This is a genomic window from Firmicutes bacterium HGW-Firmicutes-1, assembly GCA_002841625.1.
Classification (GTDB): domain Bacteria; phylum Bacillota; class Clostridia; order Lachnospirales; family Vallitaleaceae; genus HGW-1.
The window spans coordinates 89,775-111,515 of sequence record PHAG01000012.1 but is presented as its reverse complement, the minus strand read 5'-3'; the positions used below and the strand labels follow the sequence as shown (position 1 = coordinate 111,515).

Sequence of the window (21,741 nt, the reverse complement as noted above, 5' to 3'; positions counted from 1 at the left end):
CTATCATATAAAGCCATATTTGACAATTAGCTGAATGCTATGAAGGTCTATCAATAACAATATTTTTAACCCATTTTTTTGTATAATATCGAAACAAGCAAAGAATTAACTTAAACACCTCTTCAATAAGTATCATGGCATAAACAAAATGTATATCCAACTTTAAGTACAACCCACCAAATATAGCCATAGGTATACCAATCAACCATACTCCAACTAAATCAATAATCATACTTGCAAAGGTATCTCCACCACTTCTAAGAATACCTACAATAATGAGCATATTGAGAACCTTAAATGGCAGGTAGAGGCTAAATACAAATAAGCAGTTAATGATGTTTTTCTTAACCAATGGTTCAACGTTAAATAAATTTGCAATAAATGAAGAGGATAACAATATTGCAATGCTAGTAATGATACCTGCTGCTGTTACTAGAAACAAAAATTTCTTTGCATATTCCATCGCTTTTTCCTTTTCATTTGCACCCAATTGGTTGCCTAGCATAACTCCGCAAGCGTTACATAAACCAAAAAAAACTACAAAGGATAGCTGTTCAATTGGTTGTGTAATCGCCATAGATGCAGTAACTACTTCACCCATTCTGCCATAAACAAAAGAATATCCTGTCACACCCAATGACCATATAATCTCATTTAAAATTACAAAACCAACTGCACCTATGTAATGTCTAAAAAAAGCACTAGAAAATCTAAATATTTCTGATAGTTTTCCAGCTAATGGTAGATGATATTTATATACAAAGTATATGAGAAGTATACATTCAACTATCCTTGCTACTACTGTAGCAATTGCAGCACCTTCGACTCCTAATGCCGGTGCTCCAAGCTTTCCAAAGATGAGTACCCAATTAAAAAAAGTGTTTATTAAGATTGCCCCGGCTGTTATAACCATTGGTAACTTCGCATTATGTGTAGTTCTAAGAAGAAAACTATAGGAAAAAGTAATGGCAGTAAACATATAACTAAAGCCAATAATTCTTAAATATTTTCCGCCTTCATTGATCATCTCTGGTTCATAAGGCGCGAATGCAGTGATTATTGTTTCTGGTATTAATATTGCCCCAAGTGAAATGAAGAAGCTTCCTCCAATTCCTAAAATTAAAGAAATACCTAAAACTTTTCTTATACTTAGAAAATCCTTGTTACCAAAGTATTGAGAAGATAGTATTGCTGCACCACTATTCGTACCAAATAAAAATAAGTTCAGCAAAAAAAATATTTTATTAGCAATACTCACGCCACCTATTGATGAAGTATCTAAGGAACTAATCATAAATACATCAATAAGATTTAATAAATTGGTAATTAGGCTTTGTACCGCTATAGGAATGGCTATTGAAACTAACGTTTTATAAAAATGTCGATCATTTTTTTCTTCCATGAGTACCTCTAATTTTAATTAGTCTATATCAGTAGCATTATCCCATGATTTATTTATTATTGCAACTAAAAAGTAGGAAGGGAACAAGAAATTGCATATGCAGAACTTTCCTTGCAAAAAATAAAAAAAGGCTGTACTAAGTACAACCTTCTCAACTTTATGTATTAACACCAAAACTAATGACAAGTCCCTTATTTACTTTTTCCATTACTTCATCCTCTAGGTGGCAGACCTTTTCTTTAAGTCTTTTTTTATCTATTGTTCTAACCTGCTCTAATAGGATTACTGAGTCTTTCACTAAATCATATCTTATAGCTGCTAACTCAACATGAGTTGGTAGCTTAGCTTTGTTAATTTGTGATGTAATGGCTGCACAGATTACTGTTGGACTATAACGATTGCCAATATCATTTTGAACGATTAATACTGGTCTGATCCCACCTTGTTCTGACCCTACTACAGGTCTTAAATCAGCGTAATAAATATCTCCACGCTTTATTACCACAATACTCACTCTCCGAAATAATTATTTGATTTATTATGTGTTTCTTACTTTATCTCTCTAAAATAATTATCTCCAATATTAAACGTATTATTCATTTTTATTATCCTAAATGCATTATTAATATTATAAGGCAAAACTTTCATATAGCGTGCCACAGAGCATGTCAGCCTATATTAAAAATAATCAATTGTATAGATGATTTGATTATTTTTATAATATACCCTAGGTATACGTTTACCTAGTTGGCATACTATTTCGTAGTTTATCGTACCATCAAGTTCTGCAATTTCTTCAACTGAAATTTCAGACTCTCCTTGCATACCAATTAAAACTGCTTCATCACCTTCGCATACCTCTTTTATATCAGTAACATCAACCATAAATTGATCCATACATATTCTTCCAATGATAGGTGCGTATTGACCTCTAATGAGTACTCTTCCCTTTGATGATAGGGACCTTGGGTAGCCATCACCATAACCGACTGGTATTGTTGCAATTTTACACCTTTTAGAAGTAGTATATGTGCCACCATAACTAATTGGTACTCCTTCTCCAACTTCTTTTAAGAAAATAATATTACTCTTCAAAGATAGAGATGGTTTTAAAATAAGTTTTGTGTGATCGATTGTTGAAGATGGATATAATCCATATAGGGCTATTCCAGCCCTCACAATATCAAAATGAGCATTCTTGTACTCAATCATTCCCGCACTATTAGATGCATGGATTTTAGGAATCGTAATTGCATTCTCTTCAAGCTTAGAAATAAAACAATTGAATAATTCAATTTGATCATTCGTAAAACTCCTATCTTCTCCATCAGCTTGTGCGAAGTGCGTAAATATGCCTTCAATTTCTAAGTTAGGTAAAGTGTGCATTTTGATAATTGTGTCTACTGTTGCTTGATCCGGGAAAAATCCGATCCTCATCATACCTGTATCAATTTTAATATGTATTTTTGCATTCTTTCCTGCCTTAGTTGCTGCATCAGAAATACCTTTTGCCATAGAGTATTTGTAAACTGTTTGAATAATATCGTACTCAACAAGATTTTCATATTCTTCGACAGGAGAATATCCTAACACAACAATAGGAATGTCTATGTCATATTTTCTAAGTGCAATTGCTTCTTGTATTGTTGCTACACCAATGCAATTAATCCCAGCTTCATATAACTGCCTTGCAATAGGGATAGCTCCATGTCCATAGCCATCTGCTTTAATAACAACCATGACTTCTTTATTATGTCCAACATAGTCTTTAATAGCCTTTAAATTATCTTCAATATAATCTATGTTAATCTCTGCAAATACTCTATGATATTGTTTCATTTTATGCCTCCTATTGATGGTTTTACCTATAACTATTCGAACACAACTTATCTCATTACAGTAGAAATAGCGTCAATGATATTACTTGCCATTAAGCTATGCTCACCATACTGTTCTTTTGCAATATCTCCAGCTTTACTATGAATATATACACCTAGTGTAGCAGCTTTCAGCGCTTTTTCATCTTGTGCCAATAAACCAACGATGATTCCGGCAAGTACATCTCCTGAACCTGCTGTTGCCATACCATTGTTACCTAATGAATTAATAAACACACCATCCTCGTGTGCAATAATTGTTCTTTCACTTTTTAACACTGTAATAATCTTATTCTCTCGACTAAAAGCAAGTGAAAATTCAACAGTATTTCCAATAATTTCATTGGTATTATGTGCAGTTAATCTTGCCATTTCTCCAATGTGTGGAGTAATGATTATGTTATGATTCCATTGATTCAGAAGATCCATGTTTTTTGATAAAACATTTAATCCATCTGCGTCAATAATTATTTTTTTATCCTCATTTTTTAATACCATTTCTAAAAGTTTTTTTGTATATTCATCCTCAGTCATACCTGGTCCAATTAAGATTGCATCTGCCCACTTAATTGCCTCATTCATTCTTTCTAGGTCTTCATTAAAGTTCTCATTTCTATGATATCCTTCAACTATAGCTTCAGGGATACTAGCAAATAATGCATCCTCATGTCCTTTTTCTGCAATTATTTTTACGATTCCACAGCCTACTTGATAGGCTGATCTAGCGCATAAGATTGCAGCTCCCATCATACTTTTAGAACCTGCTATGATCAGAGCTTTTCCATAAGTACCCTTGTGAGAAATCACACGTCGCTTAGGTAATAGTTGACTAAAGGAACTTTCAATGATCTCATGTTGATAAGGTTTATCCATCCAGGCTTTTTCAGGCACACCAATATCTACAACCACTACGTCTCCCGTATAAGCTGCTCCTGGATAAAGCAATAAACCAACTTTAGGCAAACAAAAGGTTATGGTTTTGTATGCTTCAATTGCAACTCCCATAATTTTTCCATTATTAGCATTAACTCCAGATGGCAGGTCCACTGAAAAGGTTTTATTTTCTAGTCCATTTATAGCTAAGATAGTAAGCGCATACAATCCATCAATATTTTTATTACAACCGAAACCAAAAATAGCATCCACAAAAACAGCATGTTTTGGGACGCTTTCGATAAGATGTTTTAAATCTAGTTCAGAGAGTATCAATCTAATTGGAATATCAAGCTGCAATAATACATTATAATTAACTTTCGCATCTCCTTTTATTTCATCAGGTGATCCTAAAATAACTACTTGGACATCTATGTTCTTTAGTTTTAATAATCTTGCAATTGCAAAACCATCTCCACCATTATTTCCTAATCCACAAAAAACCACAACATAAGAATTCTTAATATTAGGCTCTTTCATAAGTTCATTCATAAATGCATTCGCTGCATTTTCCATTAATACTATGCTACAAATTCCGATTTCTTCTATCGTGAACCTATCAATTTCTTTCATTTCTTGTCCTGTTACTGCTACCATTACTATACACCTTCCCCTATTGCAAAACCTACCACATATTTTTCACTATGGGCGATTGAAACTAGTATCTGTTCGATTTGTGCTTCTTCAGCAAACTTTTTTGCTTCATTGTGTAATAAAATATAAGGCTTCCCAAGTTCATCTCTAAGTACTTCAATATCTTTTAATGAAAAACCTCTAACACCTGTCCCAAAAACCTTTGACACTGATTCCTTAACCGCAAAATTTCCGGCAAGAATTTCAATATTGTTATTTCTTGATTGGTATAAGGCTATTTCATTACTCGTATAATGTTTTTCCATAAACCTCGGACGTTCTATTGCCTTTTTTATTCGATTAATTTCTATAATATCATTACCAATACCTTTAATCAAACTCTTTTCCTCCCAAATATACTTTGTCAAATTGCTCTATAACATTTGGTCCTACCAAATCATGCATATAGGCATATAACAAATCATATTCTTCCTTACTTTCATTTTTCTTTACCACTAACTCTTTCAATTGCTCTCTTAACTTAACTATTTGCATATCCATTTGAGATAATCTATCTTTATTTTTGATCATCCTCTTATAACATAGAGACATACTAACCTCAAGCAGCTTACTATTTACTACTTCCATTTCTCTTGGTAATCCAACTAATTTATTTTCAATTTCATCTAATTTATCATTGATTTCTTCTATGTATTTTTTATTCTTGTCCATATTCTGAAGGGAATGATTGTTAACATCCTCAAAAGCATCCGACATACCTTCAATAATATCCGACATTAACTTCTTTTTTAACTGTGAATATTCTTTGTAATCATTATTGCATTGACCTTGGTTTTTGATAAGTAGATTTAGTTTTTTTTCTAGAATTTTCATTGTTCTAGTTTTTTTATTTGCAAAAAGGGCATGCCATCTTTGATCTAACGTTAATGGGTGAGTTTTTTGAATAATTTTAATACGTTTGGTCATTTCCATCACATCCCTTTTACTAAACTGATTTATCATATATTATATCGTATAATTTAAGGGATTACTATAGCATTTTTCCAGCCAATTATCCAAGTTATAGCATAAATTCAGAAATTATTTTCATAACCTTTGCTCGTGAAGCACACTTTCTGGTTAAATATAATCTCTGAACAATAACTAAAAACCCTCTTAACTTTTGTTTGGAGGGTTTATGTTTTCATTCTATTTAATTATTCTTTGCAATTAATGTTATAAGATAAAGTCATCAAACTATCGGATAAATGCACATTTTCTACAACTACATCAGAAGAAAGTTTTAATTTCAAATCAATAGGAGCAAAATTCCATATACCCTTAATTCCCCAGTTAATGAGGTCATTACCTACTTTTACTGCCTTCTGTTTCGGAATTGTCAGTACAGCGATATCAATTTCACCACTTTTGACAATCTTTTCCATTTCACCAATATCTTTTATTTCTATACCTCTGACAGTCATGCCGACCAATCTTGGATTAACATCAAAAATACCTTCAAGAATAAAACCTCTTTTCTCAAAATCAGTATAATTTGCTAAGGCTTGGCCTAGATTTCCTGCCCCAACAATAATGACTTTGTGTTTTTTCTCAAGACCAAGTATTTTACCAATTTCATGATAAAGATATTCTACATTATAACCATATCCTTGTTGTCCAAAACCCCCAAAATTATTAAGATCTTGTCTAATTTGTGATGCTGTTACATCCATTTTTTTACTTAATTCTTTTGAAGAAATTCTTACTACATCATTTTCAAGTAGATCTCCTAAATACCTATAGTATCTCGGTAATCTTTTAATGACTGCAACCGAAATCTTTTTTTCTATCATTTAAACACCCCAGTTCATATGTATTTACCCATAGTATATATTATATCTATTCGTTAAATATGTGTCAATCAAAAAAACTCAAATTGTTACAATATATTTTCTATTATACTAAGTCTTTTCAAATACTTAGAATAATGTTATGATAATAGAAATCAAAACGAAAGGTATGTAAACATGATTCTTTCAGGCAATAATTTAGCAAAAGCTTTTATCACTGATGTCCTATTTAAGGATGTTAGCTTCCAAATCAATGAAAAAGAAAAGGTAGCAGTTGTCGGTATTAATGGCGCTGGCAAATCTACTCTATTTAAAATAATAACAAAGGAATTACTTCCTGATACAGGTAATGTTGTAATTTCTAATCAAACTACCGTAGGATACTTATCTCAAAATTCAACGCTAGACTCAGACAAATCCATCTACGAAGAAATTTTAAGTGCTAAAGCGAATATTCTAGAAATGGAAGATGAGCTACTAAATGTTGAAAAAGAGATTGCTACACATGCAAAAAACGAAGAAATCTTCGAGCAATTATCTACCAAATACATGAATCTACGTCATGAATTTGAAATGCTCGATGGTTATAGCTACAAAAGTCGAGTTAAAGGTATTCTGAAGGGCTTAGGTTTTTGTGAAGAAGAATTCGATAAAATGGCTTCGGTTTTATCCGGTGGTCAAAAGACACGTCTCGCTTTGGCAAAAATTTTAGTGAGTCAACCTGAGCTACTATTACTTGATGAACCAACAAATCATCTTGATATCAATGCTACAGAATGGCTAGAAAACTACTTAACGACCTATAACGGCACTTTACTTATCATCTCTCATGACCGTTATTTTCTTGACAAAATAGTATCAAAGGTAATTGAGCTTGAAGCAGGTAAATGCAAGACTTACATGGGCAATTACTCTTTTTATGCGAAACATAAAGCAATCAATGAAGAGATTGAAGAAAAACATTATGAAACTCAACAAAAGGATATTAAAAAGCAAGAAGAGGTCATTAAGCAATTAAGATCCTTCAATAGAGAAAAAAGCATAAAAAGAGCTAGAAGCCGCGAGAAAGCTTTGGATAAAGTAGAAAGATTAGATAAGCCTCAAGCCTTAAATGATACAATGAAATTCACTTTAAAGCCAAAGCATGAAAGTGGAAATGATGTGCTTTCAGTACAGGATTTAAAAATGTCATTCTCCTCTCAACAAATATTTGAGAACGTCAGCTTTGATCTATTGAAAGGAGAAAAAATAGCTCTTATTGGTAAAAACGGCTCAGGAAAAACTACTATTTTCAAAATACTAACGGATCATATCCAACCTACCAATGGACGAGTTAAGTTAGGTGCAAATGTTCATGTTGGATACTATGATCAAGAGCATAGCCTATTAAATCCTCAAAACAACTTAATAGATGAAATATCCGATACCTACCCTACTATGAATGTTGGGGATATTAGAAATGTGCTTGCTGCCTTTTTGTTCACGAAGGATGATGTTTTTAAGCAGATTACTTCTTTAAGTGGTGGTGAAAAAGGTCGATTAACTCTTGCCAAGTTGATGCTGTCACAATCAAATTTGTTGCTTCTAGATGAACCGACAAATCATTTGGACGTTGTTTCTAGGGAAGTACTTGAGTCTACCTTAAATAAATATACGGGAACTCTATTTTTTATATCTCATGATAGATATTTCATTAATCAAGTTGCTACCCGTATTTTAGATTTAAGCTTTGAAGGTATAAAGAGCTACTCTGGCAATTATGATTATTATATTGAAAAACGCTCTGAAGAAATTAACTCCTCTGAACTGCATGAGGAACCAGACAATTCTAAAACCAAAACGAATAAAGCCCTTTGGCTCCAGAATAAGGAATTAGAAACACAAAAAAGAAAAAAAGAGAAGCTCATTGAGAAAACAGAGCTTGAAATACATGAAGTTGAAGATAAAATGAAAGAAATAGATTTATTATTGTGTCAAGATGAAATCTACACTGATCATCTGAAGGTACAAGAACTCTCAGATCAAAAGACGAACCTTGAAGACGAACTTTCAGATTTATATCAGCTTTGGGATACGTTACATGAAGATTAGTTCCAGACCCATAACCAAAAACACCAATTGTTACAATTCGCTGAAGCGATGTAACAATTGGTGTTTTTTATTTGATTTGATATTGCTATTTATTTGTATTGTCATTGATTCATATTGTTATTGATTCGTTATTGATTCGTTACTGATTCCTTACTGATTCGTTACTAATTCCTTACTAATTTCTTACTGATTCCTTACTAATTCCTTATTCATTTTATTTTGACTCTTCTCTTATTTGTATTCTTCTAATTTTTCCACTGATTGTTTTAGGTAAGGCATCAACAAATTCTATAATTCTAGGGTACTTGTAAGGTGCCGTTACCTTTTTTACATGCTCTTGAATTTCTTTTGCTAAAGCATCACTTGCCAAATAACCTTTTGACAAAGTAATCGTTGCTTTGATCACCTGACCTCTTACTTCATCTGGAACACCAGTAACTGCACATTCTAATACTGCTGGATGCTCCAACAAGGCACTCTCAACTTCAAAAGGCCCTATTCTATATCCAGAGGATTTGATTACATCATCAGCTCTACCAACAAACCAATAATAACCATCTTCATCACACCATGCCATGTCGCCAGTATAATAGACATTGTCATGCCACACTCTGCTTGTTGCAACTTCATCTCTATAGTAGCAGCCAAACATACCTGTTGGTTTTACTCGATCTAGTCTTACAACTACTTGACCCTCTTCACCTAGCTTAACAGTATTTCCATCTTCATCGACTAAATCTAAATCGTATCCTGGCGCTGGTCTTCCCATTGAACCCGGCTTTGCCTCCATCCATGGAAATGTTCCAAGTGTAACTGTTAACTCAGTTTGACCATATCCTTCTTGTAATCTAATGCCTGTACCCTTTAAAAACTGATTAAAAACCTCAGGATTAAGCGGTTCTCCTGCTACACTACAATGTTTTAGTGAGGTTAGGTTGTATTTAGTTAAATCCTCTTTAATAACGAACCTATATATTGTTGGTGGTGCACAAAAGGTTGTTATGCCATACTTTTCGATCGCTTCAAGCAGTTCAGTTGCCACAAATCTATCGTATTCTAAAACAAAAACAGCACTACCACATAACCATTGACCATAGATTTTTCCCCATACCGCTTTTGCCCAACCCGTATCTGCTACAGTATAATGCAAACCTTTATCCATTACTTGTTGCCAATACAATGCAGTATTGACATGCCCTAATGGATATCCATAATTATGTTGAACCATTTTAGGATTACCAGTAGTTCCTGACGTAAAATACAACAACATCAAATCTTTCTTATTTACATCTTGGTCATCCGTAGGTCTTTCAAAGCTTTCTGGCATTGCTGCAATTCCAGCATATAGCTCCTCCCAACCGTCCTTTTGCCCAAGAACAACTACCTTTTTCTGTAGGGTTGGGGAAGCATCCTGAGAGGCATCAACACTCTCTAATAGCTCACTAGAATTAACAGCAACAATCATTTTGATACTAGCGCTGTTATTCCTATAAATAAAATCCTTTTTCATTAACATATGTGTTGCTGGAACTGCTATTGCTCCAAGCTTATGTAACGCTAAAATACAAAACCAAAATTCATAATGGTTTTTTAGAACAAGCATAACTGCGTCACCCTTTTTAATTCCTAGGGACTTAAAGTAATGTGCTGTTTGATTGCTCAGTAAACTCAATTCTTTAAAGGAAAATGTTCGATCATTGCCTTCGCTATCTGCCCATACGAGTGCAATTCGATCAGGTTCTGCTGTTGCAATACGATCTACGACATCATACGCAAAGTTGAAGTTATCTGGAACAACAACTTGGAAATTTTTGTAGTAATCTTCATAATCCGTAAATTTTCTATTATGTAATAAGTAATCCTTATAAATCACCTTTTTCTCCTCCTTTTATGATCGCTTATAATTTCAGATTTGCAGTTTAACCTGCAATAATTGCTAAAAATTGAGCTTTCGCTCCCCCTAAAGCCTTCATACCATGAGGACTATTTGAATTAAAATAAATAGCATCACCAGCCTCAAGGACTACTTCATGCTTACCTATAATCATCTTCATTTTGCCTTCTAATAAATAATTAAACTCTTGTCCCTCATGGTGACTACAAGTTATTGCTGTAGCCTCATCTGTAGGTGGCACCGTAACTAAAAAAGGCTCTAATTTCTTCCCGATAAAATTATAAGCAAGGTTGCTATAATCATATTGTTTTCTACGATCTATTTTCAAGCCTTGTCCTTTTCTTACCACTTCATATTGAAGCAACCTAGGTTCGTCACCAGTTAGCAAAGTCATCAGCTCAACCTTAAAACGATTGGCAAAGTCATATAAAAAGCCAATAGGAATATCACAAATGGCATTTTCATAATTCTTATAAACTTCTAAATCTACATTGAGTTGCTTTGCTAAGCTTTCTTCAGATAATTCGTAAATTTCTCTTAAATCCTTCATTCTTATAGATATTTCTTTAATTTGTAAAAGGTTCGACATACTTTTTCTCCTCTCATTTTTTATTTATTAGGAAAGTTCTGCATACGCAATTGCAAAAGCGGCAGACGAGTAACGAGTACTTTTATCTTGGCACAGCCGATTTTCTTATACAAGAATGGGCTTATATTGTAAGCTTTTCTCTTATTTTCGGTAATAAAAAGCCAAGGAATACTGAAATTAGACCTTGGCTTTGGTATTTATTGAATACAAGCAGCTCCTCGTTCTAGTGCTTGACGGTTTATTGGAATAAGCCCCGCCTTTGATTCCCCAAGTACTTTTTTCAAGGCTTCTAAAACACTATCAATCGATACTACCTTAGTAAGTTCAATATAAGCACCTAACATTACCATATTAGCAATTTTATCATTTCCAATATCTGCTGCGATTTCATTTGCTGGAATATAATAAGTCTTAATATCATTTCTTGAGGTTTTCTTATCAACCAATGAACTATTCACTATAAGTAAGCCATTTTCTTGTACAAAAATTTCAAATTTATCTAAGGACGGTTTGTTGAGTACCAACACTGCTGTTGCTTCTGTAACAACCGGTGAGCCTACTAGTTCATCCGATACGATTACATTGCAATTCGCTGTACCTCCACGCATTTCCGGACCATATGATGGTAACCAAGATACATTTTTATCTTCAATCATACCTGCATAAGTAAGCATTTGTCCTATTGACATAACTCCTTGCCCACCAAAACCAGCAATAATTACTTGTTCAGTCATCTACTCAACCTCCTTCTTAACCCCTAATGGGAAATTAGGAATCATGTTTTTCTCAAGCCATACCATTGCATCCTTAGGAGTCATACCCCAGTTTGTAGGACATGTTGAAAGAACTTCAATTAAGGAAAAGCCTTTATTATTTATTTGATTTTCAAAAGCTTTTTTGATTGCTTTTTTTGCGTGCTTAATATGTTTAATATCATGTAATGAAACTCTTTCAATATATGAAGCGCCTTCAATCGTAGCAAGCATTTCAGACATTTTTATAGGATAACCTGCAAGCAATGGATCCCTACCATTTGGTGAAGTTGTTGTTACTTGACCGATTAAGGTTGTAGGTGCCATTTGTCCACCTGTCATTCCATACGTAGTATTATTTATAAAAATAACTGTAATATTTTCTCCTCTTGCGGCTGCATGAATAATTTCAGCGGTACCAATTGAAGCTAAATCACCATCTCCTTGATAAGTAAAAACAATATGATCAGGTAGCACCCTTTTAATTCCTGTCGCAACAGCTGGAGCCCTGCCATGAGATGCTTCTTGCATATCACAATTAAAGTATTCATATGCAAAAACCGCACAGCCTACAGGTGCTACACCTATTGCTTTATCTAAAACACCTAATTCCTCCATTGCCTCAGCCACAAGTCTATGAGCAACGCCATGTGTACAGCCTGGGCAATAATGGAATGTCTTATCGGTCAATCCTTTTGTTTTATCAAAAACCACATCCATTTATTTTGCCTCCTCCAATATTAATTTTATTACATCTAAAATTTCTTTAGGAGTTGGTACCATTCCGCCTGTTCTTCCAGTAAAACGAACTGGCTTACGGCCATTTACTGCAAGTCTAACGTCCTCTACCATCTGTCCCATACTCATCTCAACGCTTAAAAAAGCTTTAACATAATCTTTATTTGCATATTCTTCAAAAGCTTTGTCTGGGAATGGCCATACAGTAATTGGTCTTATTAAACCAACCTTAATTCCAATCTTTTCAGCAGCCTCTATCACGTTCTTACATATTCTAGAAGTTGTTCCATATGCAGCAATTATAATTTCTGCGTTTTCACAATTATAGATTTCTACCTTTGTTTCTTGTTCTTTGATCACTGCATATCTATCGAAACGTTTACGAATAGTTTCTTCGAGTACGGAAGGTACAATATATAAAGAATTAATTATATTTCTTGGTCTATCACCATGATAACCTGTTGTTGCCCATGTCTTTTCTTCAAGAACTCTTTTTTTAGGTTGTTTAAATTCAACCGGTTCCATCATTTGTCCTAACATACCATCACCGAGAATGGTAACTGGTGTTCTATATTGGTCAGCTACATCAAATGCTTCCATCGTTACATCAACCGCTTCTTGAATCGTTGCCGGAGCATAAACTACCATGTGGTAATCTCCATGTCCTCCACCCTTAACTGTTTGGAAATAATCAGATTGCGCTGGTTGAATTCCTCCTAGTCCAGGACCACTTCTAACGATATTCACGATTACACACGGCAAATCTGCTCCTGCAATATAAGATATTCCTTCTTGCTTTAAACTAATACCAGGTCCAGATGATGAAGTCATAACTCTAGCACCTGTGCCTGCTGCTCCATATACCATATTTATTGCAGCTATTTCAGATTCAGCTTGTAAAAATGTACCACCAATTTGAGGAAGCTTTTTTGCCATATAGGCCGGAATTTCATTTTGTGGTGTAATGGGATATCCAAAAAAATACTTACATCCCGCTTGAATAGCTGCCTCAGCAATAGCTTCATTGCCTTTCATTAAAACTTTAGCCATTTTTGTTCCTCCTAAATTTTTATGATCTATTTCTCTACCTTAATAACCACATCAGGGCAAATCGTTGCACAAAATGCACAGCCTATGCACTTATCCATTTCCTTAACTTCGGCTGGACGATATCCATTTGAATTTATTCTATCTGCTAGTGAAATGATTGCCTTTGGACAAACACTTACACATAGCTCACAGCCTTTGCACTTTTCTTCATTAAAGGTTACTTTTGCCATATTTATGCTCCTTTCTTTAATTTTAAGGTGCTTTCATTTCGTTTTTGATTATTATTCTTCAAGTACCTCTAAGATGGATCTAATAAGTTCTTCATTTCTATATGGTTTTTGAAGTACTTTTCCTTGAAGAAACAAATTATAGTCTTCACCAAGAAAATCATTGCTATATCCTGTGGTAAATATAGTTTTGATATTGGGATTGATACTCTTTATGCTTTCAAAAACCTCAACCCCATTAATTCCTGGCATAATAACATCTAGAATTAACAAATCAACCTTTTCCCCAATATCCATGTATTTTTTCAAAGCATCTCTACCATCAACTGCTTCAATAAGATGAATTCCTTTACCTTTTAAAACGGAAGCCGCTATAGTCCTTACTGAATCATCATCTTCTGCAAAGAGAATGTGAATTCCTTTTAACTTTGTATCGTCAATATCGAAATCATCTCTTTGTTGAATCATTGATTGTATATGCGTTGATGGAATGAAAATTGTAAAGGTTGTTCCCACGCCTTCAGTTGTGTTAAGTTCAATAAACCCATGATGTTTTTCCACTATTCCTAATACAATTGCAAGCCCAAGTCCTGTACCTTTACCAATATCTTTCGTTGTAAAAAATGGATCGAATATTTTCTCTTTGATGCCTTCTGAGATTCCAGTACCTGTATCAGTAACTTCTAATGCTACATAGGTCATACTATTTTTCTCAATAGAATAAGTATGTATATCTATACTACCACCATTTGGCATTGCATGCTTGGCATTGATACATAAATTCATAATGATTTGTTCAAACTGCGTAGGATCCGCAAATACTTCTGGAAGCATTTCTTCAAGCCGTAAGCTTAATACAATGTCATCTCCTATTATTCTTGATAACATGGTTCCAAGCTCTCGAACAATAATGTTTAGATTGATGCTCTTTGGAGATATCTGTTCAATTTTACTGAAAGTCATTAACTTCTTAATTAATCTTTCTGCCTTATTCGCTGCTTCATATATAGTCCTCATCTTTGATTGAACACTTTCACTTTCCTCTGATTGTTGCATTTGTACCATAACCAAATCTGTGTAACCTATAATAACCTGAAGTATATTATTGAAATCATGAGCTATCCCACCAGTAAGCCTTCCAATCGCCTCCATTTTAATAGCTCTATTAAGCTTAGTCTCTAAGGCTACCTTATCCGTTATATCACGGAAGGTTTTAATAACACCTAAAAATTCTCCTTGATCATCATAATTCGGTATATAGGTTTCTTCAATAAGCTTTTTATCGTAAGAGATTATTTTACTTAGCTTATCTCTGCTTAGCTTAACAACCTCCATATCACAATGGTAGCACTTCGAATGAAATCCGTATAATAAATCATAGCATTTTGTATTTCTCATAAAATGCTTTTTATCAATATCAAATAACTCATACACTGCATTATTAACCCATAGAACATTGTACTTCGTATCCAAAACTAAAATGCCATCATAGGTACTATTAATAATTACAGAGATTTGTTCTTCACTTTTTTTAATTTCTTCGTTCTGTTGACATAAATCTTCATTTAATATTTCAAGCTCCATTTGTGACTCAGATAACCTATTAAACATTTCCTGAACCATCATTGACATGGAATTAAAATTGTTTTTTAGTTCATTAAATTCTTCGATACCGGCATGCTCAAGTGTAATATCATAATTTCCTTGGCTTATTTCTCCTGAATGTTCAATAAGCTCAGAAATCGTATCTATGATTGGCTTGGTTTGAATATTTGCAATGAGAATACTTAAAATAAAAACTAAGATGATAAAGCTTAAACTAATCAATAGAAGATATCCAACAATTGAATAAGATTCAAAAAGAGGCTTATAAAATATAATTGTAAAGTCATTGTTTATAAAGGTTCTTGATGAAGCACTAAATTTTTCATTATTATGATCAATCACATATGTTCCATTTACTTTAAGTTTATCATAATTCAGTTCACTTTCTCTTGCTGTTACCTTATTAAAATCACTATGTGCAATGAAAGCTCCGTGTCCTTCAACAACTGCTATATTATGTAATGGTTCTTTTTGTATTTCATCAACTATTTTTTGAATGGCACTCAAAGAGCAATATCCAATGATCATTTCATCATCTTTCGTGTTCATGGAAATAGCAATTGTTGCCATCGAGCTTTCTGCTGACATAAATACCTTTGACCAATAACTATCTGTTGAATTTAAAGCAGACTGAAAATAATCCTGATAAGCCACATTAAATCCAATAATATCCTCTTCACTGGTTGGTGCATGAACAACATTTCCTTCTCTATCCACTATCCTAATACTGTCAAACAACTCATATCTACTAATAATTCCTTCTAAATATTGATTGACCTTATCGTCCTCTATCAGTCGCCCTTCCAGGGTAGCATCCACCTCTGTCAAAACGAACAAATTGGAGTCTAGCATTTTTTTCATTTCACTTTCTATCATATCTAGTACCATATTCTGTTGATGGTCTTCATTCTTTTTGATAAAATTCAGCACAAAAGCAGTCGACAATATTGTGAAAATTATTGTTGGAATAACAGTAATCAGTAAAATATTCTTTTTAAGTAGATATTTTAATGTTTTAGGTTGTCTCATCATTCTCTCACCTTAATATATTTACTTTCTTGTACTTGAAACATTGTATATGGTCTTTCGCTATCACCATTTTCATCAATGTATAGATCTAAATTCAACCCTTTAAACGTATTATTTTTAATAATTTCTTCTTTAACTACTTGAGGCTCTACTGAGTCCCCTCTTTGAATTGCCTCAATTAATATTTTTGCACTTTCATATCCACACATTGCAGCAAAGGTTGGTTCAAAGTCATAAAGCTCTCTATAATTCTCAGCGAATTGTTTGAACTCGGCGTTATTAGCATATTCATCCATAATCCCTACGAAATATGTTCCTTCGATTGCTTTTCCACCATTTGAAATAAAATCCGTTGTTTTTGCCCACGTTCCGCAGTAAATTGGTAAGTCTGGTTTTTGCTTATGAAGGTATTGAATAAGTTGAGAGGAGTCTAATCCACCAGCAATTATGAGCACTCCATTTGCTTGAGAAGCAATGATTTCATTAGCAAGTTCATTAAAAGGAGCCTTTTCAGAAGAGTTAAAATGTTTAGCATAAACAACTTCCCCACCTAAACTCTTAAAGACATCTTCAAAAGCTTTTACTACTGGCTCAGAATAGCTTTTATTGTTATATTCATAAATCGTTGCAATCTTTTTCAATCCTAGTTCTATAGCACCTTTTGCTAACATCATTCCTTGTTTATCACTTGAGTCAACTAATGTAATGAAGTTGTCATCTATATCATACATAAAGTTCCCAGAAACTGTTGGACTTACGAATAGAATATTACTTGCTGTTTCACTAGGTAAATTTTTAATCACTAAGGCAACATTACTTGTTAAAGGTCCTATAACAAGTTTCACACCTTCAGAAATAAACTCATCAATGCACTTTAAGGTTTCCTCTGATGAACCCTTATCATCTTTTATACTCAATTGAATTTGGAAATCCTCCGAGCTTTTATTAAATTCCTCAACAGCTTGTACTACTGCATTTCTATTTGAGACTCCTAAATAAGAAGACCTTCCAGTAATATCTCCAAGAATTCCAATCTTAATAACATCTGGTTTAGTACAGCCTGTACCAATGAATAACGATAATATCAACAAAGTACTAAGTAAAGTGGTTATAAATTTATGATTCATGTTCCATTTCCCCCATTTATCATTGTATGATATTTTAAATTCGCTAACATGATTACATGATAACCCAAAACTTTTACTTAAGCCTTAGGAGCCTTTGAGAATTCAATATTCGATCCCTATATTCAACGATTGCTACGTACTTATCAACCATGGTAACTATGCAACTTTCAAGTGTTTTTGGTGGTGGTAGATTTAAAGGAAACATATGCTTAATGATAATGTCTTTTTCAATATCATTGATTTCAAAAAATTGATTTGCATTGTCAAAAGCTTCTCGCGCATGAGTAAACCCATGCTTTTTCATAAAGCTTTTCTTGTTAAGCTTACCTTCAATTTTCCAATCATATAAGAAAAAGTCATGCAAAAGACCACCTCTTGCAATAGATATATAGTCTAGATTAAATTTTCTTGCAATTTTATATGACAAATAAGACACTAAAACACTATGGGTAAACACGCTACCCTTATGATGATTAAAGCCTTTTAACTTCTTAAACTCATGATGCTCTACTATGGGCGCGATAAGGTCAATATATTCTTCATCTCTAATATTAAATGCATCCATCTTATTTCATACCCCCATATTATTACAAACCATCGCTCAATATTAACACAATATTATTAATTATATCACTGTATAAAGTTTACATCAATACATATAAATATTTAAATTTTAGCTCTTGAATAATTTTACATTTATGGGGAAAATTTAGAAGAGATTACTTTCTGTAGTTCATTAATATAACATCAAGAAAGGAAATACCTCATGAAAGTAGGTTTACCTAAAGGTCTCTTATACTATAGATACCATCCCTTTTTTAAAACTTTTTTTGAAGAAATAGGTGCAGAGCTAATTATATCAGCTGATACGAATAAAGTAGTAATGGATGCTGGAATTCGTTGCTGTACAAGCGAAGCCTGCTTACCTATTAAAATTTTTCATGGTCATGTTGATTCAATAAAAAATCAATGTGACCTTATGGTTGTGCCACGAATCATGAAGATTACAAACAACGAATATATATGTCCACATCTTTGTAGTCTTCCTGAGATGGTTGTTCATAGCATGCATAATTTACCCCAAATCACTTATCAATCCTTATATTTTAATTCTCAAAAACAATTATATCACTGGGCAAAGGATGTAGGTAAGCTCATTACGCCTAAAAAATCGGTTGTTGAAAATGCCTTTTATAGCGCTATGGTTCGTCAGCTAAACCATAAAAAAAGAATGAATCAAACTCAGTACCGCTTTAAAATTTTACTTCTTGGCCATGGATATAATATTTATGACTCTTATGTAAATATGAACATCATTAAAAAACTTAATGAATTAGATATTGGCGTCATTTCATCTGATTTTTTTGGTGATAAAATATTAAATAATTACATTGCCATGCTTCCACGAAAACCCTTTTGGTATTATTACAGACAAGCTTATGGAAGTGCTGCCTATTTAACCCAGCAGAAAGAAATTGATGGAATTATTTTCATTTCTTGTTTTAGCTGTGGAATAGATGCTGTTATTTCTGAAGCCATTAGAGAAGATATGTCAAATGTTCCCCTATTATTGGTTAAGCTTGATGAGCATTCTGGTGACGTTGGTATGGATACTAGATTAGAGGCTTTTTCAGATATGCTCAAGCGTGGTAAATATGATGAAAAGGAGAAAAAAAATGATTGTTACAATTCCGCATTATGGTAATTCCTATATAGGCTTAAAAGTGTTATTTGATGGTTTGGGCATTCATTATGTGATTCCTCCTCAATCAAATCAAACTGCTTTAGATATTGGTGTATTCCACTCTCCAGAAGAAATTTGCCAACCGTTTAAGCTTATGTTAGGAAATTATATACAAAGCATCGAAAAAGGTGCAGATACAATTATCATCTTAGCTACGAACGGACCCTGTAGATTCGGAGAGTATGCCAATTTTCAGCAACGGCTTCTTAAGAAGGCCGGTTACGATGTAGGGTTTATTGTTCTATACACACAAGATGGCAAAAAAGCATTATTTGAAGGGATAAAAAAAATAGGTGGGCATTCCTCCTATAACACTTTCAAAAAAATGAAAGCTTTGCTAATTGCCTTAAAAGCTATCATTCTAATAGATGATATTGAAGCCAAATTACGTTATTTATCAGGATATGAAAAAAACCAAGGAGAATGCAAACGATTGCTTCATTCATGCTATAAAGATGTACTAGTAACCAATTCTCCCCAAAAAGCTGTATCCATTTTAAAGAATTATAAAAACTCCTTGAAATCCATTTCTCTTGATCTGAGTAAAAAACCTCTTAAAATAGCTATTATCGGAGAGATTTATACCATTTCCGAACCTTTTTCTAATAAACATATCGAAGATCATTTGATGGATTATGGCATTAGTATTTCTAGAAGTCTAACACCCTCTTGGTGGTTGAAAGATAGCATATTAAAGCCTTTCAAACTAAATTCATTCTCTATGCATAAGGCTGCTAAAGAATATATTTATACATGTGCTGGTGGCTATACAAGAGAAACTGTAGGAAAGGCCCTAATAGCCCACAAGGAAGGCTATGATGGTGCTATTCAAATATTCCCTATTGGCTGTACGCCAGAAGTCATCGCCAAGCCAATACTTGAAAAAATATCTACTGATAAAAGCTTCCCAATTCTTACCTTGATTGTAGATGAAATGACTGGGGAGGAAGGCTTTATGACTAGAGTTGAAGCTTTTACTGATATGCTTGAAAGGAGACGTGAAAGATGTATTATTTAGGAATTGATATTGGATCTGTAAGTACGGATTTTGTTATTCTTAACAAAGAGCTTGAAGTGGTAGATCATCTGTACTTAAGTACTAAGGGGTTACCTATGAAAGCTGTTCAAGAGGGTTTAAAGCTATTAAAAGGAAAATACTTGGATGAGGCAATTAAAGCAGTAGGCACAACAGGTAGTGGACGAAAAATTATTGGTACTGTTGTAGGTGCTGATAGTGTTAAAAATGAAATTACTGCTCATGCTGTAGCTGCACTTCATATAAATCCATATGTGAAAACCATTTTAGAAATTGGTGGTCAAGACTCTAAAATCATCATTCTGAAGGATGGTATTGTTACTGATTTTGCAATGAATACAGTTTGTGCAGCTGGTACAGGCTCATTTTTAGATAGGCAGGCACATAGATTAGGAATTCCTATTCAAGACTTTGGAGCTTATGCACTGAAAGCAAATCATATTGTAAGAATTGCAGGTAGATGTGCTGTTTTTGCTGAGTCTGATATGATTCATAAGCAACAAATGGGTTATGATACTCCATCGATTGTGAAAGGGTTGTGTGATGCATTGGTTCGGAATTATTTGAGTAATATTGCCAAAGGGAAAGAAATCGTTGGGCCTATCTTTTTTCAAGGAGGGGTTGCTGCTAATATAGGGATTAGAAAGGCTTTTGAAGAAGCGTTAGCTCAAGAGGTTATCGTGCCGGAGCATTATAATGTTATGGGTGCAATTGGTGCGGCAGTTTTAGCCAAGGAAGAAGTGGAACGAAGCAAGGGGGTTACCCAATTTAAAGGGTTTGATTTAGAGGCTGCTCATTTGTCGACTCGAGGGTTTGAGTGTGAGGGATGTAGTAATCGGTGTGAGGTGGTTGCTATTGAGGAAAATGGGGTGATTATTGGGTATTATGGTGATCGTTGTGGGAAGTGGCTCCATAAAATCAAAAAGACATCATAGGTTATTGAGGGGAATGAATGGTAGTTATCGATATATGCATTTTAGGATAACTATCGTTGTCGACAAAGAGGTTATACTATGTGTTTTTTTCGCTCCAACCCGCATCCATGCGGGTCAGTCGCGCCGCTCGCAATCCTGCTCGCTGTCAAACACATAGTATAACCTCTTTGTCTCTGTAATGGAAATTAGTTGTAATTACTTTGTCTCTGTAATTTTTATGTTTTACTTAATTGAATTATACGACTTTCGTAATGTCGTCTTCTTGCAATATAGACAAGAAATCTTTATT

Annotated in this window: 20 protein-coding genes; 4 read left to right on the top strand and 16 right to left on the bottom strand. The window is 33.7% G+C overall.

From position 1 onward, the window contains the following. Positions 1-37: 37 nt before the first annotated feature. The 7 genes from CVU84_14975 to CVU84_14945 all read right to left on the bottom strand — a co-directional run bounded on the left by CVU84_14975 (position 38) and on the right by CVU84_14945 (position 6,638). Entirely contained in the window at positions 38-1,402 is a 1,365-nt protein-coding gene (locus tag CVU84_14975; protein ID PKM93665.1) for an MATE family efflux transporter, read from the bottom strand. Positions 1,403-1,559: 157 nt separating this feature from the next. Next, positions 1,560-1,907 (bottom strand): PemK family transcriptional regulator, encoded by a 348-nt coding sequence (locus tag CVU84_14970; protein ID PKM93664.1) that lies wholly within the window; start codon positions 1,905-1,907, stop codon positions 1,560-1,562. Positions 1,908-2,080: 173 nt separating this feature from the next. After that, positions 2,081-3,241, bottom strand: a complete 1,161-nt coding sequence (alr, locus tag CVU84_14965; GenBank protein ID PKM93663.1) for an alanine racemase — start codon at positions 3,239-3,241, stop codon at positions 2,081-2,083. A gap of 47 nt (positions 3,242-3,288) precedes the next feature. Continuing rightward, on the bottom strand, positions 3,289-4,809 hold the full coding sequence (locus tag CVU84_14960) for a bifunctional ADP-dependent NAD(P)H-hydrate dehydratase/NAD(P)H-hydrate epimerase (protein PKM93662.1): 1,521 nt from the start codon (positions 4,807-4,809) through the stop codon (positions 3,289-3,291). 2 nt (positions 4,810-4,811) lie between these two features. Next, positions 4,812-5,183, bottom strand: a complete 372-nt coding sequence (gene acpS, locus CVU84_14955; protein PKM93661.1) for a holo-[acyl-carrier-protein] synthase — start codon at positions 5,181-5,183, stop codon at positions 4,812-4,814. Further along, positions 5,176-5,772 (bottom strand): hypothetical protein, encoded by a 597-nt coding sequence (locus CVU84_14950; GenBank protein ID PKM93660.1) that lies wholly within the window; start codon positions 5,770-5,772, stop codon positions 5,176-5,178. The genes acpS and CVU84_14950 overlap by 8 nt, the downstream gene beginning before the upstream one ends. A gap of 230 nt (positions 5,773-6,002) precedes the next feature. Further along, positions 6,003-6,638 (bottom strand): redox-sensing transcriptional repressor Rex, encoded by a 636-nt coding sequence (locus tag CVU84_14945; GenBank protein ID PKM93659.1) that lies wholly within the window; start codon positions 6,636-6,638, stop codon positions 6,003-6,005. A 174-nt stretch (positions 6,639-6,812) separates the two neighbouring features. Here CVU84_14945 and CVU84_14940 point away from each other — a divergent pair, with 174 nt between their 5' ends. After that, a complete protein-coding gene (locus tag CVU84_14940) occupies positions 6,813-8,726 on the top strand; it encodes an ABC transporter (protein ID PKM93658.1) in 1,914 nt (637 codons plus the stop codon). 214 nt (positions 8,727-8,940) lie between these two features. Here CVU84_14940 and CVU84_14935 read toward each other — a convergent pair whose 3' ends face one another. The 9 genes from CVU84_14935 to CVU84_14895 all read right to left on the bottom strand — a co-directional run bounded on the left by CVU84_14935 (position 8,941) and on the right by CVU84_14895 (position 18,302). Beyond that, on the bottom strand, positions 8,941-10,596 hold the full coding sequence (locus tag CVU84_14935) for an acetyl-CoA synthetase (protein ID PKM93672.1): 1,656 nt from the start codon (positions 10,594-10,596) through the stop codon (positions 8,941-8,943). A gap of 49 nt (positions 10,597-10,645) precedes the next feature. Beyond that, positions 10,646-11,209, bottom strand: a complete 564-nt coding sequence (locus tag CVU84_14930; GenBank protein PKM93657.1) for a transcriptional regulator — start codon at positions 11,207-11,209, stop codon at positions 10,646-10,648. A gap of 197 nt (positions 11,210-11,406) precedes the next feature. Then, the gene (locus CVU84_14925; GenBank protein PKM93656.1) at positions 11,407-11,943 is read right to left on the bottom strand and encodes a 2-oxoacid:ferredoxin oxidoreductase subunit gamma; all 537 of its coding nucleotides are present in this window, start codon (positions 11,941-11,943) and stop codon (positions 11,407-11,409) included. Beyond that, positions 11,944-12,681, bottom strand: a complete 738-nt coding sequence (locus tag CVU84_14920) for an MFS transporter (GenBank protein PKM93655.1) — start codon at positions 12,679-12,681, stop codon at positions 11,944-11,946. Continuing rightward, positions 12,682-13,749, bottom strand: a complete 1,068-nt coding sequence (locus CVU84_14915; GenBank protein ID PKM93654.1) for a 3-methyl-2-oxobutanoate dehydrogenase subunit VorB — start codon at positions 13,747-13,749, stop codon at positions 12,682-12,684. It abuts the gene before it with no gap. A 26-nt stretch (positions 13,750-13,775) separates the two neighbouring features. After that, positions 13,776-13,979, bottom strand: coding sequence for a 2-oxoacid:acceptor oxidoreductase (locus CVU84_14910; protein PKM93653.1), 204 nt, complete (start codon positions 13,977-13,979; stop codon positions 13,776-13,778). 51 nt (positions 13,980-14,030) lie between these two features. Beyond that, the gene (locus CVU84_14905; GenBank protein ID PKM93652.1) at positions 14,031-16,613 is read right to left on the bottom strand and encodes a hypothetical protein; all 2,583 of its coding nucleotides are present in this window, start codon (positions 16,611-16,613) and stop codon (positions 14,031-14,033) included. Continuing rightward, complete coding sequence (locus CVU84_14900; GenBank protein PKM93651.1) at positions 16,610-17,737, bottom strand: hypothetical protein; 1,128 nt, start codon at positions 17,735-17,737, stop codon at positions 16,610-16,612. Before CVU84_14900 ends, CVU84_14905 begins: the two co-directional genes overlap by 4 nt. A gap of 73 nt (positions 17,738-17,810) precedes the next feature. Next, the gene (locus tag CVU84_14895) at positions 17,811-18,302 is read right to left on the bottom strand and encodes a phosphohydrolase (protein PKM93650.1); all 492 of its coding nucleotides are present in this window, start codon (positions 18,300-18,302) and stop codon (positions 17,811-17,813) included. 201 nt (positions 18,303-18,503) lie between these two features. Here CVU84_14895 and CVU84_14890 point away from each other — a divergent pair, with 201 nt between their 5' ends. The 3 genes from CVU84_14890 to CVU84_14880 are packed head-to-tail and all read left to right on the top strand — an operon-like array spanning position 18,504 to position 21,452. Continuing rightward, on the top strand, positions 18,504-19,442 hold the full coding sequence (locus CVU84_14890) for a 2-hydroxyglutaryl-CoA dehydratase (protein ID PKM93649.1): 939 nt from the start codon (positions 18,504-18,506) through the stop codon (positions 19,440-19,442). Continuing rightward, the gene (locus tag CVU84_14885) at positions 19,414-20,499 is read left to right on the top strand and encodes a 2-hydroxyglutaryl-CoA dehydratase (GenBank protein PKM93648.1); all 1,086 of its coding nucleotides are present in this window, start codon (positions 19,414-19,416) and stop codon (positions 20,497-20,499) included. Before CVU84_14890 ends, CVU84_14885 begins: the two co-directional genes overlap by 29 nt. Then, the gene (locus CVU84_14880; GenBank protein PKM93647.1) at positions 20,487-21,452 is read left to right on the top strand and encodes a 2-hydroxyglutaryl-CoA dehydratase; all 966 of its coding nucleotides are present in this window, start codon (positions 20,487-20,489) and stop codon (positions 21,450-21,452) included. The genes CVU84_14885 and CVU84_14880 overlap by 13 nt, the downstream gene beginning before the upstream one ends. The last annotated feature ends 289 nt before the right edge of the window (positions 21,453-21,741 follow it).

Bases quoted from the DNA above. Each gene is read 5' to 3' on its own strand.
- CVU84_14880 (PKM93647.1), top strand. From the start codon at position 20,487: ATGTATTATTTAGGAATTGATATTGGATCTGTAAGTACGGATTTTGTT.
- CVU84_14930 (PKM93657.1), bottom strand. From the start codon at position 11,209: ATGTCGAACCTTTTACAAATTAAAGAAATATCTATAAGAATGAAGGAT.
- CVU84_14950 (PKM93660.1), bottom strand. From the start codon at position 5,772: ATGACCAAACGTATTAAAATTATTCAAAAAACTCACCCATTAACGTTA.
- CVU84_14890 (PKM93649.1), top strand. From the start codon at position 18,504: ATGAAAGTAGGTTTACCTAAAGGTCTCTTATACTATAGATACCATCCC.
- CVU84_14960 (PKM93662.1), bottom strand. From the start codon at position 4,809: ATGGTAGCAGTAACAGGACAAGAAATGAAAGAAATTGATAGGTTCACG.
- CVU84_14915 (PKM93654.1), bottom strand. From the start codon at position 13,749: ATGGCTAAAGTTTTAATGAAAGGCAATGAAGCTATTGCTGAGGCAGCT.
- CVU84_14945 (PKM93659.1), bottom strand. From the start codon at position 6,638: ATGATAGAAAAAAAGATTTCGGTTGCAGTCATTAAAAGATTACCGAGA.
- CVU84_14925 (PKM93656.1), bottom strand. From the start codon at position 11,943: ATGACTGAACAAGTAATTATTGCTGGTTTTGGTGGGCAAGGAGTTATG.
- CVU84_14910 (PKM93653.1), bottom strand. From the start codon at position 13,979: ATGGCAAAAGTAACCTTTAATGAAGAAAAGTGCAAAGGCTGTGAGCTA.
- CVU84_14940 (PKM93658.1), top strand. From the start codon at position 6,813: ATGATTCTTTCAGGCAATAATTTAGCAAAAGCTTTTATCACTGATGTC.
- CVU84_14885 (PKM93648.1), top strand. From the start codon at position 19,414: ATGATTGTTACAATTCCGCATTATGGTAATTCCTATATAGGCTTAAAA.
- CVU84_14895 (PKM93650.1), bottom strand. From the start codon at position 18,302: ATGGATGCATTTAATATTAGAGATGAAGAATATATTGACCTTATCGCG.
- alr (PKM93663.1), bottom strand. From the start codon at position 3,241: ATGAAACAATATCATAGAGTATTTGCAGAGATTAACATAGATTATATT.
- CVU84_14900 (PKM93651.1), bottom strand. From the start codon at position 17,737: ATGAATCATAAATTTATAACCACTTTACTTAGTACTTTGTTGATATTA.
- CVU84_14975 (PKM93665.1), bottom strand. From the start codon at position 1,402: ATGGAAGAAAAAAATGATCGACATTTTTATAAAACGTTAGTTTCAATA.
- CVU84_14905 (PKM93652.1), bottom strand. From the start codon at position 16,613: ATGATGAGACAACCTAAAACATTAAAATATCTACTTAAAAAGAATATT.
- CVU84_14920 (PKM93655.1), bottom strand. From the start codon at position 12,681: ATGGATGTGGTTTTTGATAAAACAAAAGGATTGACCGATAAGACATTC.